The sequence below is a fragment of the Ramlibacter sp. GCM10027632 genome (assembly GCF_042675325.1).
GTDB lineage: Bacteria > Pseudomonadota > Gammaproteobacteria > Burkholderiales > Burkholderiaceae_C > Ramlibacter.
Genome location: NZ_JBHTGW010000016.1, coordinates 21796 through 34148 on the forward strand (window position 1 = coordinate 21796; position 12353 = coordinate 34148).

General features: G+C 60.7%; 24 protein-coding genes. 21 read left to right on the plus strand and 3 right to left on the minus strand.

The genetic code is table 11. The annotated features are described in order from the left end of the window. Positions 1-46: 46 nt before the first annotated feature. The 3 genes from ACFQZY_RS18370 to ACFQZY_RS18380 all read right to left on the minus strand — a co-directional run bounded on the left by ACFQZY_RS18370 (position 47) and on the right by ACFQZY_RS18380 (position 1425). Positions 47-211: a hypothetical protein gene (locus ACFQZY_RS18370; RefSeq protein WP_377418716.1), complete on the minus strand. Its 165-nt coding sequence runs from the start codon at positions 209-211 to the stop codon at positions 47-49. Further along, on the minus strand, positions 211-498 hold the full coding sequence (locus tag ACFQZY_RS18375; RefSeq protein WP_377418719.1) for a hypothetical protein: 288 nt from the start codon (positions 496-498) through the stop codon (positions 211-213). Before ACFQZY_RS18375 ends, ACFQZY_RS18370 begins: the two co-directional genes overlap by 1 nt. Positions 499-1029: 531 nt before the next feature. Continuing rightward, positions 1030-1425: a helix-turn-helix domain-containing protein gene (locus ACFQZY_RS18380; protein WP_377418722.1), complete on the minus strand. Its 396-nt coding sequence runs from the start codon at positions 1423-1425 to the stop codon at positions 1030-1032. 89 nt (positions 1426-1514) lie between these two features. Here ACFQZY_RS18380 and ACFQZY_RS18385 point away from each other — a divergent pair, with 89 nt between their 5' ends. The 21 genes from ACFQZY_RS18385 to ACFQZY_RS18485 all read left to right on the plus strand — a co-directional run bounded on the left by ACFQZY_RS18385 (position 1515) and on the right by ACFQZY_RS18485 (position 12351). After that, a complete protein-coding gene (locus ACFQZY_RS18385) occupies positions 1515-1748 on the plus strand; it encodes a hypothetical protein (RefSeq protein ID WP_377418725.1) in 234 nt (77 codons plus the stop codon). Positions 1749-1781: 33 nt separating this feature from the next. Continuing rightward, positions 1782-1991: a hypothetical protein gene (locus ACFQZY_RS18390; RefSeq protein WP_377418728.1), complete on the plus strand. Its 210-nt coding sequence runs from the start codon at positions 1782-1784 to the stop codon at positions 1989-1991. A gap of 85 nt (positions 1992-2076) precedes the next feature. Further along, positions 2077-2253: a hypothetical protein gene (locus tag ACFQZY_RS18395; RefSeq protein WP_377418731.1), complete on the plus strand. Its 177-nt coding sequence runs from the start codon at positions 2077-2079 to the stop codon at positions 2251-2253. Further along, a complete protein-coding gene (locus tag ACFQZY_RS18400; RefSeq protein WP_377418734.1) occupies positions 2250-2450 on the plus strand; it encodes a hypothetical protein in 201 nt (66 codons plus the stop codon). Before ACFQZY_RS18395 ends, ACFQZY_RS18400 begins: the two co-directional genes overlap by 4 nt. Continuing rightward, positions 2447-2653, plus strand: a complete 207-nt coding sequence (locus tag ACFQZY_RS18405) for a helix-turn-helix domain-containing protein (RefSeq protein ID WP_377418737.1) — start codon at positions 2447-2449, stop codon at positions 2651-2653. The genes ACFQZY_RS18400 and ACFQZY_RS18405 overlap by 4 nt, the downstream gene beginning before the upstream one ends. Before the next feature lie 257 nt (positions 2654-2910). Next, positions 2911-3531, plus strand: a complete 621-nt coding sequence (locus ACFQZY_RS18410; RefSeq protein WP_377418740.1) for a hypothetical protein — start codon at positions 2911-2913, stop codon at positions 3529-3531. 32 nt (positions 3532-3563) lie between these two features. After that, on the plus strand, positions 3564-4169 hold the full coding sequence (locus tag ACFQZY_RS18415; protein ID WP_377418743.1) for a DUF6475 domain-containing protein: 606 nt from the start codon (positions 3564-3566) through the stop codon (positions 4167-4169). After that, positions 4166-4351, plus strand: a complete 186-nt coding sequence (locus ACFQZY_RS18420) for a hypothetical protein (protein ID WP_377418746.1) — start codon at positions 4166-4168, stop codon at positions 4349-4351. The genes ACFQZY_RS18415 and ACFQZY_RS18420 overlap by 4 nt, the downstream gene beginning before the upstream one ends. Positions 4352-4498: 147 nt before the next feature. Further along, positions 4499-4678: a hypothetical protein gene (locus tag ACFQZY_RS18425; protein WP_377418749.1), complete on the plus strand. Its 180-nt coding sequence runs from the start codon at positions 4499-4501 to the stop codon at positions 4676-4678. After that, a complete protein-coding gene (locus ACFQZY_RS18430) occupies positions 4675-5058 on the plus strand; it encodes a hypothetical protein (RefSeq protein ID WP_377418752.1) in 384 nt (127 codons plus the stop codon). The genes ACFQZY_RS18425 and ACFQZY_RS18430 overlap by 4 nt, the downstream gene beginning before the upstream one ends. Then, positions 5055-5474, plus strand: coding sequence for a recombination protein NinB (locus tag ACFQZY_RS18435; protein ID WP_377418754.1), 420 nt, complete (start codon positions 5055-5057; stop codon positions 5472-5474). The genes ACFQZY_RS18430 and ACFQZY_RS18435 overlap by 4 nt, the downstream gene beginning before the upstream one ends. Positions 5475-5476: 2 nt before the next feature. Beyond that, positions 5477-5743, plus strand: a complete 267-nt coding sequence (locus tag ACFQZY_RS18440; RefSeq protein ID WP_377418757.1) for a hypothetical protein — start codon at positions 5477-5479, stop codon at positions 5741-5743. Further along, positions 5740-6219, plus strand: coding sequence for a hypothetical protein (locus ACFQZY_RS18445; protein ID WP_377418760.1), 480 nt, complete (start codon positions 5740-5742; stop codon positions 6217-6219). Before ACFQZY_RS18440 ends, ACFQZY_RS18445 begins: the two co-directional genes overlap by 4 nt. A 3-nt stretch (positions 6220-6222) precedes the next feature. Continuing rightward, positions 6223-6726, plus strand: a complete 504-nt coding sequence (locus ACFQZY_RS18450; RefSeq protein WP_377418763.1) for a hypothetical protein — start codon at positions 6223-6225, stop codon at positions 6724-6726. Continuing rightward, a complete protein-coding gene (locus ACFQZY_RS18455) occupies positions 6723-6920 on the plus strand; it encodes a hypothetical protein (protein WP_377418766.1) in 198 nt (65 codons plus the stop codon). Before ACFQZY_RS18450 ends, ACFQZY_RS18455 begins: the two co-directional genes overlap by 4 nt. Further along, entirely contained in the window at positions 6917-7108 is a 192-nt protein-coding gene (locus ACFQZY_RS18460; protein WP_377418769.1) for a hypothetical protein, read from the plus strand. The genes ACFQZY_RS18455 and ACFQZY_RS18460 overlap by 4 nt, the downstream gene beginning before the upstream one ends. A gap of 136 nt (positions 7109-7244) precedes the next feature. Then, positions 7245-7616: a hypothetical protein gene (locus ACFQZY_RS18465; RefSeq protein ID WP_377418772.1), complete on the plus strand. Its 372-nt coding sequence runs from the start codon at positions 7245-7247 to the stop codon at positions 7614-7616. 429 nt (positions 7617-8045) lie between these two features. After that, positions 8046-8204 (plus strand): HNH endonuclease, encoded by a 159-nt coding sequence (locus ACFQZY_RS18470; protein WP_377418924.1) that lies wholly within the window; start codon positions 8046-8048, stop codon positions 8202-8204. Between the two features lie 527 nt (positions 8205-8731). Next, positions 8732-9418 carry a hypothetical protein gene (locus ACFQZY_RS18475; protein WP_377418775.1) on the plus strand — a complete coding sequence of 229 codons (687 nt, stop codon included), beginning with the start codon at positions 8732-8734 and terminating at the stop codon, positions 9416-9418. Beyond that, positions 9415-11112: a terminase large subunit gene (locus tag ACFQZY_RS18480; protein WP_377418778.1), complete on the plus strand. Its 1698-nt coding sequence runs from the start codon at positions 9415-9417 to the stop codon at positions 11110-11112. The genes ACFQZY_RS18475 and ACFQZY_RS18480 overlap by 4 nt, the downstream gene beginning before the upstream one ends. A 9-nt stretch (positions 11113-11121) precedes the next feature. Continuing rightward, the gene (locus tag ACFQZY_RS18485; protein ID WP_377418781.1) at positions 11122-12351 is read left to right on the plus strand and encodes a phage portal protein; all 1230 of its coding nucleotides are present in this window, start codon (positions 11122-11124) and stop codon (positions 12349-12351) included. Positions 12352-12353: the final 2 nt, after the last annotated feature.

The window sequence follows — 12353 nt, forward strand, 5'->3', positions numbered from 1 at the left end:
GGTGAGTGATGCGGCCCGCAGCGGAGCGGGCGCGGGTGAAATCGGGTTAGCCCCAAATGGCGAGGACGCCAATCAGGAAGACGGCTGCGACCAGGCAAGCGACCATGACAAGCCGGTCCTCGGGGTCATAGGGGCGCTCGACGGCTGCGGCGTATTCGACGGTTCGCGGGAACGCGAGAACGGAATTGCGGGGGTAGGTGCGGGTCTGCATTACGCGGCCTCCGCTTCGGCCTGGCGCTCTGCGATGCAATGGGCATCCATGAGGCATTCGATGGCGGCATCGGCTTCGCTGCCGTGCAATGCGGCTGCGACCTGGCTGCGAAGGGCCTCGATCAGGTGGCACACATCGCGGGGGGCGATGTAGCGAATCGCTTTGATTGCTGCGACTGCAACGCTGGTGCGGGCCTTCGATTCGGCCAGGGCGTTATGGGCGCGGGATGCTGCGGCACAGAGGTCGCTAACGCGATCCGCGTCCCGCTGTAACTCGACTTCGAACAATCTTCACTCCTGCCGGTTCACCGTGAACCGATAGGCAGAAGTATTGCCGAGATTGACCGTCAAGTACAGCCCGAATGTACTTTGCTTTAGACGGAATCGTAATTAGATGTATCGCCGGGCAATACGGCGGTTATAAAGTTGCGTACCGGCAACGAGGGGCGGCGGGTATCCCGAAAGGGAGTTGCGCGGCCCCGCTGGGGGCGCTAATCGCGGGCGCTGGCGACGGTAAGCCGCGAATTCGCCTGCAGGGGGATGACCAGGTTCTCGGAGCGGCTGGCGGTGCCGTTGCCAAGCCTCAGATTGACAGCCGCAGCCATGAGGGCCGAGCTTGCGGCCTGGTGGTCGGTCGCATAGCGACCGGTGAGAATCGCGCCGTCATCGGTAACGGCTACAAGCCGCGTCACGCGGCCAGACAGGACGGCGGCCCGTAACTCGTTCACGGCCCGCACTAACTCTAAGTCAATCACAGTAAGCCCCAAGGGACGCCCCTCTGTGGTGCGTCATTAGGGTTACTGTAGCGCAACGAAATAGCTAATTTCCTGCTTGCGTCTTCTTGGAATTGCTGTTATTAGTGCGCGGATTGGGGACGGTCTGCGATTTGAACATCGCAACCATTTCTTCCCACATCGGCAGCATTTTTGCGCGTATCTCCGGCGAAAGCTGTTCCGCCAGGAGCGCGACCCTTGTTACATCGGGCGACAAATTCACCGCCATTTCGCGCCCCATGAGCAGGTAGTCCGCCGAGCAGCCGAGGCGGGCGCAGATTTCGGGCACTAGGTCGAGCGTCGGCACGTAGCGGCCACTCTCCCAGTTCGACACGGCTTGCTTGCTCACATCCTCCCCGCCGGGACCTAGAGCCTTGCCGAGGCGCTCCAGGGTCAGGCCTTTTGCCTTGCGTAGCGTCTTGAGTCTTTGGCCGAAGTTCATGGATTCAGCATAAGCCGTTAGGCCTTCATTACGTTTTGTTTGTATTGCCTGGGTTGACGCGCCGTTAGTCAACCTAGACAATACTCGGCATGACAAACGAATTCATGGAAACGGTGTTCACCGCCTGCGGTGGGCGTCAAGTGGTGATTGATTCGCTGGGCATTTCCAAGCAGGCCCTTAGCGGCTGGAAGCGGGCGGGCTACGTGCCCTCCGCTCATGCCGTGGCAATCGAGCGCCTCTCCGGCATCCCCCGCTCCCGCCTCTGCCCCGCATTCGATTGGGGCGACGACCACAAGCACGAAGCCGCCGCAGAGCCGGCCTAACCACAACCACCCGGAAGCAAAGGAAGACAAGCCATGTACTCCGACCCCGCCTACCTCAGAAAACACACGGTCAAGCTGAGTCTCAGCTTGATTGAGTTGGACCTCCTCGACCGGCTTTGCGATGCGACCGGTTCGCAGAAAGCCGTCCTCGTTCGGGAGTTGCTGCTTGAGAGGGCGCGTGAGGTGCTGCATGAGTCCGATCTTGCTATCCGCCCTTTCGAAAAACAACTGACTAACAAGTAACCGAAAAAGGACCGGGACGCCTTCGTCATCGGTCCACGGCTCAGGGACTTTTGAGTAACCGGAATCACAAGTGGAGCAAATCGAAATGACGACCCAAGAGCATTCATTAGTCGCCGCCATCGCCATAGAGCGCGGCGTGACGATTGACCAGGCCGCGCACCAGCTTCTGATGGAGGCGCTTGTTACGCGCCTGATTAAGACCCTGCCCCCGGTGTCGGGCAGCGGCCAGGTTGTCCCCTTCCGCAAGCGGGGGATGGCATGAGCGAAAAGAAATTGCTTCTCGGCCCTCTGAGCGCGGGCGGACAGGGCGCTCACTTCACGCCCGAGCGCGTGGCCTTCGACATTCCCCAGCGCATCACCAATTCAAGCAGCCGCGCCGCCTACGTGCCGAGCGCCTGGCCGGTTCGCGCTGGTGCCGAGGATCACAAGAAATTCAAGACGCGGGGGATCGACGCATGACGATGCAAGACCGCCTGATTGAACTGTTGCGGGCCTCCTGGCTGACGCCGCTTGAGGCTTTGCAGCAAGCCGGGTGCCTGTCCCTGTCGCAGCGCTGCGGCGAATTCCGCCGCCGTGGCCTTCCCGTGGTGGATCGCTGGGTCGATCTGCCGAACGGAAAGCGCGTCAAGGCCTATCACATTGCCGAGGCCGAGGCCGCGTAATGGCAGGTGATTGGATCAAGATGCGGACTTCGCTCCTGACAAATCCACGGGTAACGCAGATTGCCCGAATCCTTGAGGACGACCCCAAAGTCGGGCGAGTCCTGACTACGGGATTCAACGGTGCGTTACGTGACATCGTTACGCGGAGCGTTACGCGCTCCGTTACGGTCGCGTCACTCCTCGTTATATGGGGTGCCGCAAACGAGCACACGAAGGACGGAGTTTTCCACCACGCGGACCTCTCAAACCTCGATGACATGACCGGCATTCCCGGTTTTGGCGAGGCAATGGAGGCTGTCGGCTGGGCCATTTATGACCCCGAAGAGGGGTCCGTAACCCTCCCGAATTTCGCCGAATACAACACCAGCGGAGAGGCCCGCTCCATTGGGGCAAAGACCGCCGCAGAGCGTCAACGCGAGTACCGCGAACGCCAAAAAGCGAAGGCCGAATCCGAGGCGCAAACCTCCTGCGAATCCGTTACGGAGAGTGACGTAACGCGTAACGCAACGCGTGACGTAACGAGTGACGTAACGCGTAACCGCAGAGAAGAGAAGAGAAGAGAAGAGATAGAACCTAACGGTTCTATACCCCCTTACCCCCTTGGCCTCGACGTTGAGGCCTGGGAGCAATGGGTGGCGTACCGCAAGCAAATCAAGAAGCCGCTTAAGCCCGCTTCGATGGCGGCAGCGCAAGAGGCAATGCTTGAGTTTGGCGCGGGCCAGGCCGAGGCGGTTCGGCAGTCCATCGCTAACGGCTGGCAAGGGCTTTTTGCCCCGAAGGGCGCGGCGGCGGCAAAGCCTGTCAATCGCCAGGGGGCCGTGGAGGCCCGAAATCGGGCCGTGGCGGCGGAATGGCTGGCTAGTGAAGGGGTCGCATAGTGTCCCCTCAAGAAAAGGCTCAATTCGCCCGTTTGCTGACTGACGCCCTGGCGTTCTACGGCAAAGACGCATCGCCCTTCGCGCTGTCGGTTTGGTGGCAAGCCTGCGAACCGTTCGCCTTCGAACAGGTTGCGAAGGCAATCACGGCTCACGCGATGGACCCCGAGCGCGGCCAGTTCGCGCCGAAGCCTGCCGATGTGGTGCGCCAGCTTGCGGGCACCGCGACCGACCGCGCCATGCTGGCCTGGGGCAAGGCCCATAGCGCAATGGGCAGCGTCGGCGCGTATTCCGATGTGGTCTTCGATGACCCGGCAATCCATGCCGTGATTGAAGACCTGGGCGGCTGGCCGAAGGTGTGCCGCTGGCCGGTGGATGAACTGTCCTACCTCCAGCACCGCTTCTGCGAGTCGTATCGCGCCTATGCGGGCCGGGGGACTTTTGAGTACCCGAAAAGGCTTCCGGGCGACCGCTCTGCCGATGCGGAATACGAGAAGCGCGGACTCCCGGCCCCGGCCCCTGCCGTGGTTGGCGATACCGCCAAGGCCCGCCTCGTTTACCAGGGCGGCGGCGGCGGCAAGGCTGCTATCAGCTTTGTAGCGGTCAAGGCCCTGGCGCTTGAGTACAGGCAGGCCGCATGAGCAACCCGGCAACTGTTTGGCGCTCTCCAGTTATGTCCTATGCGGACGCGGTTCGCCTGCTGAATCGCCGCCGCAAAGGGGCAGACATAGACGAGGCCGAAGTCCTAAAGGCGCTGGAGCTAACCGGCGACTACGACCCCGAGGCCCCGCCCGACTACCGCCGGTTGTGGGAGGTCGATTGACCGATCACTACGCCGAAATGCTGGCCCACCTAGTCCGAATGGCCCGCATCCCCGGATTCCGCGCCCATGCCTGGCACAGGGCGCAAGAGCTAGCAAAGACCGAACTTTATTCAGGAATGGATGCCGCGCTGATTGCGGCGATGAAGCATGAAAAACAAGACGACCCTCCTAGTGGAAATTGAACACGCCGAGCCTCTGCCCGCTAACGCTCTGAGCGTTACCGATCTAGTCGCACAGCGCCTGTATGGCTGGCTCCTGAATGCTGGAGTCCTGGCGCAAGTCGAGGCGAAGCTACTCGGCTCCGTGCCGGTGGAGGCGGGCGAGTGACCATTAACGGCAACCGCAAGGGAGCGGCTGCGGAGCGCGAGCTTTCGGCGCTCCTGGCCGACGCGCTGGGCGTCGAGGTCAAGCGCAATACCGACCCGGCAAAGAAGACGACGGGCGACATTCTTTGCATTCCTGGCTACGCCGTCGAGTGCAAGCGCGTGGAGGTGCTGCGCCGCAATGCGTGGTGGAGCCAGGCTGTCAAACAGGCAGCGATTCACGGCGTCGAGCCAATCGTCTTCTACCGCCGCAACCGCCAGCCGTGGCGGGCGCTGGTCACAAGCCAGGGCGGCTTTGCCGATGTGCATTGGACGGCAGCAATGGACGCAATGCGCGACAAGCTGGCCCGCCTGTATGGCCTTTACAGCGTGAGGGCCGCATGAGCGAGTCCCTGACCCTGGAGCTTCACAACCGGGCGCAAGCCTGGCTTGTGATTCAAGAGCGCCTGTTTCCCTTCCTAAAGGGCGTCATGCAGGGCGGCGGTCGCTGGGTGCTGACCGTGGCCCGCCAGAAGCGCACGAAGAAGCAAAACGCCCGGTATTGGGGCGGCGGCGTCCTGGCGCAAATCGCGGCGCAGGCGGTGGTCGGTGGCCGGATGTTCTCTGCCGAGGTTTGGCATGAGCAATTCAAGCGCCAATTTATCGGCGTCGAGCAACTGCCGAACGGCCAGGTTATCGGCAAGAGCAGCGCCGCACTGAGTACCCGCGAGTTCTCCGAATTCTGCGATCAGGTCGAGGCTTTCGCGGCCTCCGAGCTTGGCGTGACCTTTTATGACCTGGCCCTGCGAGAGGTGAACTGACCATGTGGAGCAAGAACAAGCCGAAGCAAACCGCTTCCGAGAAACAGCACGTAGCGCGAGTCGCATCGCTGCCCTGTGTGGTGTGCGGTAGCGAAGAGGGCAGCGAGGTTCACGAATTCGAACAGGGAGCCTGGTTCGCCTCCGTGCCCCTGTGCTTCCCCTGCCATCGAGGCCCGAAGGGTTGGCATGGCACCCGCGACCGCTGGAGCCTGGCGCGAATGGACGCAATCAAGGCAATCAATGAAACGTATCGAAAGCTGATGGCATGAGGAAACACAAGACACAACGCACCCGCTACACGCTGCTAACCGAAATCACGGCTAGCCCGACCGAACCGCTGCCCGCAGGCTTTCGCCGCCACCAGCTAACCCGGATGTACCAGGGCCTCGCCGCGCTGGAGAAAGCGGAGCGACCGACCGAAGACGATTGGCGAGTGGTGGCCGATGCCGTGAATCTGATGGAAACCGTAGTGCGGGAAGGCATCGCGGAGGACGCATCCGGCCTGCTGGATGACGCGGTGGGGGCAATGGCCCGCGCTGGTGAGCGATTCGGGGCTACCGGCGTGATTCGCTTAGACGGGGAGGGCATCCAAGCGGTTCGATCCGTCCTGGCCGACTACTCCGAGCTTCTGGACTTGCTGCCCGCCCGGACCATGTACCGGGTTCATCGGCTGACAGAGCGGCGGATTCTGGAAATTCTGAGCGGCAAGACCAGGCCGCATGACGTTCGAATCGTGGGGGTGTAAGGGATGGACAAATACAGTTTCGAGGCGCTGATGGCGCAGGCAAAAGAAGACGGCGATTGCATGATCTGGCAGGGTCAATTCCGCAGCAACGCCCCGAGGATTTGGCGAGGCAACGATTACGTTTCCGTCCGCGCCCTGGTCATGGAGTCGCTGGGTAAGCGTCGGCCTGGCCGAATCTTCTTCGGCACCTCCTGCGGAAATGAGCGGTGCATTTGCCCGGACCACATCGTCCAACGCACCCCGACCGATCACCATGCGCGAATCGTGCGCCTGGCTAGCTCCGGCACCTCCCTGGCTGTCCGCACCGCCAAGACCGCCGCAATCATGCGGGCCAAGTTCGGCAAGGTGACTATGGAACAGGTCCGCGAGATTCGGGCCTCTGAAAAGACGAACAAGGCGCTAGCGGCTGAATACGGCGTGGCCCTTGAGACATTGCGCGAAATCCGCGTCGGCCAGCGTTGGCGAGAGCTTGGCGGGAGCAACCCGTTTGCGGGGCTGATGCGATGACGGACCCGGTAGTCGAACAGGTGCGGCAGAAACTGCTGTCGCGGTCGCAGGCGGGAATCCTCAAGTACGGCACGACCCTGGAGAGGCCCGACCTCTTCATGGTCGATTGGCTGACCCACCTACAGGAAGAACTGCTAGACGCGGCCAATTACATCCAAGTCTGCATTAACAAGATCGAGGGGGCCGAGGAATGACCTGGCTGCAAGTCCTGACGCAGGAGCCGGTTTCGATCCCGAAGCCGCAGAAGCAAAAGGCGAAGCAATACGGGGAGCGGCCTACCTCGTTTCGCCTTCCGCCCGAACAGCGGGAGTGGGTCAAGAAAAACGGCGGCGCGGCCTGGCTGCGCGAACAGATTCGAAAAGCAATGGAGGGGATGCAGTGAAGGTGCTTGGAAAGATCATTCGGACGCTAGGGGTTGTCGTTATGTCCCCGTTCGTCCTGGCTGCGCTGATGACGAAGCTAGCTATTGGCTTCTTCCTGGCGTTCTCTCTGGAGCTTCTGGAAATCTGGGGGAAGGCATGAAGCGGGACTTCGCCGATTACCACTACGTCCCCGCCGAACAGGTGGCAGTCCATGAGCGCCTGACCAATTGGGCGCGATATGTGGCTGTGCGCTGGGCACCCACGCAAGCGCCGATCTGGAGGCTTGGCAAGAGCAACAGCCGCCAATGGCACCAGCCCGAGCCGAAGACCGACATTGACGCCATCGACGCCATGAAGATCGAGCGGGCAGTCCGTGAGCTTCCGATGATTCAGCGCGAGGTGCTGCGCTGGGCTTACGTGCATCGCAATGGCCCGATTCAGATTCGTAAGCGCCTGGGCCTGACCGCTGATGCCTTGCTCCATGTGCTTCTAACCGGGCGGCTGATGCTGATTAACCGCAGCGTCTAATCTGTAGTACGGGCCGGTTTTGACGAATCGAACGGCATTCGCATAATCGGCCCCGTAGCAAGCGAAGACGCATAAGGCTAACGATCCATGCGGAGGCGGCAGCGTCTTTGAAGGTTACGGGTTGTTGTGATTGCTTGTCTCCTTAAGCCGCTAGGTTCAAAAGACCTGGCGGCTTTTCTTTTTCGGCCTCGGCTAGCTCCATCACCTCGATTCGATCTGTCTCCGGGGAGCTACGCCGGGCCACCCTACACCATGCCAAAGATTCCAACGCTTGCGCCGAGGGTCGGCTTGCTCAATACGCAGCGAGTCGCAGAAACGATGCAAGCGGGAAGCTGGAGAACCAGCGGCATGACTAGTACGCAGCGAGGCTACGGCTACAAGTGGCAGAAGGCCCGCGCTCAGTACCTGGCCGAGCATCCCCTTTGTGTGATGTGCAAGGCACAGGGAAGGGTGGGGGCGGCAAACGTGGTTGACCACATCGAGCCGCACAGGGGCGACCAGGCGCTTTTCTGGCGTCGGTCCAACTGGCAGGCGCTATGCAGCCACCACCACAACAGCGCGAAGCAGCGGGAAGAGGCGAGGGGGTAGGGCGGGTCGCAAGTCTCCGAGTCAAGCGGCCCTGAACCCGCCTGTTTCCCATGCGGACAAAAAACCGGGCCGGTAAGAAATCGGCAGCAGCAAATGGCAGGAGTGAAAGGACGAAGCGGAGGGGCAAGACCGAACAGCGGCGGTGCCCGAGCTAACAGCGGAGGTGCGCGGGCCAATAGTGGCGGTGCGCGGCCTGGCGCTGGGCGTCCTAAGAAGGAACCGGAGTTCCTGGGCCTGTCTGATGGCTACGACGATCCCGCCGACTTCCTCAAGGCCGTAATGAATGACGGCGGCGCGGACGCAAAGCTGCGAGTTGATGCAGCGAAGGCGCTGCTACGCGGAGCCGCAGAGGCTGGAAAGAAGGCGCAGAAGCAAGACGCGGCGAAGAAGGCATCTTCTGGCCGGTTTGCTCCCTCTGCGCCGCCAAAACTTGTCGTTAGTAACAAGTAGCGGCTTAGAAAAGCGAAAGCCCCGAAGTCCTGGCAGACGACGAGGCTTTCTAACCATCAAACGAAGAAAGAGTTCGAATGACAGCTAACGAAGATTCTACGCCCTTGCGTGTGTGCAAGGGTTGCAACCAGGCGCTTGCCGCGAACCTTGAGAATTTCCCGCCGCACAAGATGGGGAAATTCGGGTTGTATACGCATTGCAGGCCCTGCAAGAAAGCGAAGGACGCAGAGCGAAGGGCTAGGCCCGATCAGCAGGCGAGACAAAAAGCCTGGCGCGATGCGAACAAGGACAAGATTCGCCAGTACAACGAGGCATATCGCGCTGCGGGCTATCGCTCTACTGACGATGTTAGGGCATGGGTGGCGGCAAACCCCGAGCGGTCGAAGCAGATTAACCGGGAGAAAGTGGCAAGGTGGCGCAGGACGTTGCCCTGGTACAGCCTGAAAACGCGGATTTCTTCGCGCATCTACACGATGCTAAAGGCTGGCGGCGGATCGAAAGCGCGGCAGTCTACGGAAGAAATTCTGGGCTACAGCCTTAGCGAGTTGAAGTCGCACATTGAGCGGCAGTTCACTCGCGGGATGACCTGGGAAAAATTCATGTCTGGTGAGATTCACCTAGATCACATCATCCCGGTTTCTCACTTCAAGGCTGACAGCATCGGGTCCGATGATTTCCGGGCCTGCTGGGCAATGGCGAATTTGCGCCCCATGTGGGCCTCAGAAAACATCGCAAAGGGCGATTCGATTACTACTCTTCTATGACCGCACCAGCATCAACTGCTTGCTTGGATTGGGCCGAGCGGCTGAAGGCTGGTCGATCAATCATTCCGCCGCCGATCTTTCCGGCACAAGCGGAAGCGGCGCTGTCAATCTTTACGCAATTGCGTATCGTCGATGCGCCAGGCTCTCCGACATTTGGCGAATCGTGCGCCCCTTGGGTATTCGATTTGGTTGCTTCAATCTTCGGCTCCTACGATGAACAGTCGGGCCGCAGACTGATTACCGAATGGTTTATTTGCTTGCCTAAGAAAAATTCGAAGAGCACGATTGCCGCAGGGATCATGATGACTGCGCTAATCCTGAACTGGCGGCAGTCTGCGGAGTTCTCCGTACTGGCTCCGACCGTCGAGGTTGCGAATAACGCATTCGCACCAGCGCGGGATATGTGCAGTGAGAGGGTGGACGAAGAGCTATCGGCTCTGATGCACGTTCAATCTCACGTAAAGACCATCACGAACCGAGAGAGCGGGGCGGTCTTGAAGGTGCTTGCAGCCGATCAAAACACGGTCGGCGGCAAGAAATCGGTTGGCACCCTGGTCGATGAGCTTCACCTGTTCGGGAAGATGCCTGCGGCGGAAAATATGTTCCGCGAGGCGCTGGGCGGTCTTGCATCGCGGCCCGAGGGCTTCGTTATCTGGTTGACGACTCAATCGGACGAGCCTCCGGCTGGAGTGTTCAAGCAGAAACTCGATTACGCCCGCAATGTGCGCGACGGGAAGATCGTAGACCCGGCGTTTCTGCCGATCATCTTCGAACACCCGCCCGAGATGATTGCTAACGGCGATTGCTTGAAGCTGGAAAACATGGCGATGGTGAACCCGAATATCGGGTTCTCCGTTGATCGGGCGTTCCTAGAACGCGAGTACACGAAGGCGCAGCTTGCGGGAGGGGACACCTTCCGTGGGTTCATGGCGAAGCACGCTAACGTCGAGGTCGGCCTAAATTTGCGCTCTGACCGCTGGACCGGTGCGGACTTCTGGGAATCTGCCGGTGAGCCTGGCCTGACGCTAGAGGCGCTTCTAGAGCGAAGCGATGTAGTCGAGGTCGGCATCGACGGCGGCGGCTTAGATGACCTTTTGGGCCTGGCTGTGGTCGGTCGAGAGCGCGATTCCGGGCGCTGGCTCCATTGGGGCAAAGCCTGGGCGCATGAAATCGTATTGGAGCGCCGCAAGGACATTGCAACGCTCTTGCGCGACTTCGAAGCGGCGGGCGATCTAAGCATCGTCAAGCGGCCAGGCGACGACATAGACGAGCTGGTCGGCATCGTGGCGACGGTGGAGCGGTCGGGACTGCTGCACCGCGTCGGCGTTGACCAGCATGGCCTGGGCGGCATCTTGGATGCCCTGGTGGGGACCGAAGAGGAACCCGGCCCGGTGGCTTATGAGTCCATCGTAGGCATTTCGCAAGGCTGGAAGCTGCAAGGCGCGATTAAGAGCGTCGAGCGGCGTCTAGCGAATCGCACTCTTGTTCACGGTGCCCGCGCAATGATGGCGTGGTGCGTGAGCAATGCGAAGGTGGTCCCTGTGGGGAACGCTGTTTCGATCACGAAGGCGGCTAGTGGCTTCGCAAAGATTGATCCGCTGATGGCGGCATTCAATGCGATGCAACTGCTATCGCTCAACCCCGAGCCTGTAATGCGCGTCGATGACGTATTGAGCAACCCTCTAATTTTCTAACCGCAAACAATGGCGACTCTTCTGCAAACCTTTAGCCGGTGGATTGGCTGGGGCGGTGCCCTGGCCGAGAAATCCGGGGAGCAGTCGCCTTTCCCGTCCCATGCCCTGACCGAAGGAACGGCCAGCATTGGCGCGGACGGTGCGCTGCAAATTGATGCGGTTTGGGCTTGCATCGACCGCCGAGCGACCACGATTGCCTCGCTGCCGTATCACGTTTACGAACAGCGCAACGGCGAGAAGACGCTAGCGCGTGATTCGCGGCTCTATGGGCTGCTGCACGAATCGCCTAATGCCCGCATGACCCCGTTCGAATTCTGGCGGGCTATGGTCATGAACCACGATTTGCGCGGCAATGCCTATGCGCGAATCGAGCGGCTGAATGGCGAGGCGGTGGCGCTGTGGCCGATGCCTGCTGACCAGGTGACCCCGTTTGTCCTGGCCGATGGGTCGATGGTCTATCAGTACCGAATTGATGGAGACATCGCGGTCCTGGCCGAGGAAAACGTCCTGCACCTAAAGAACCTGGGCAATGGCACGGTGGGCCTCGCAAAGCTGGAATTCATGCGGGCTACGACCGATGAACAGGCGAAGGCGCAGGGCGCGGCGTCGAAGGTGTTCGGCAACGCGGGTAAGCCTACGGGCGTGCTGATGATTGACAAGGTGCTAACGCCCGCGCAGCGTGACGCGATCCGCGCCAATTACGGGAGCCTTGAGTCCGGCAGCACTTCGCGCCTGGCTGTGCTTGAGGCCAATATGAAATACCAGCAATTGAGCCTGTCGCCGCAGGATCAGCAATTGCTAGAAACGCGCCGCTTCGGCGTCGAGCAGATTTGCCGGTGGTTTGATGTGCCCCCGGTCATGGTCTATCACTCCAACGTCACGACCTGGGGCAGCGGCGTCGAGCAAATCATCGACGGTTTCCACAAGTTCACGATTCGCCCGATGCTGGTCAGCATCGAGCAGGCGGTTCGTAAACGTGTGATGACCCCGCGCCAACGCGCAACCATGAGCGCCGAATTCAGTATCGACGCGCTGCTGCGTGGCAATGCCACGGCCCGCGCCGATCTGTATTCGAAGCTAGTCCAAAACGGCATTGCCACGCGCAATGAATGCCGCCAGTTGGAGAACCTTCCGCGCATTGATGGCGCGGACGACCTGACGGCGCAATCTAACCTACTGCCGCTTAAGAAACTCGGCATGACTGCATCGGGCGCAGCGCCCGCGCAGAGCAATCAGTAAGG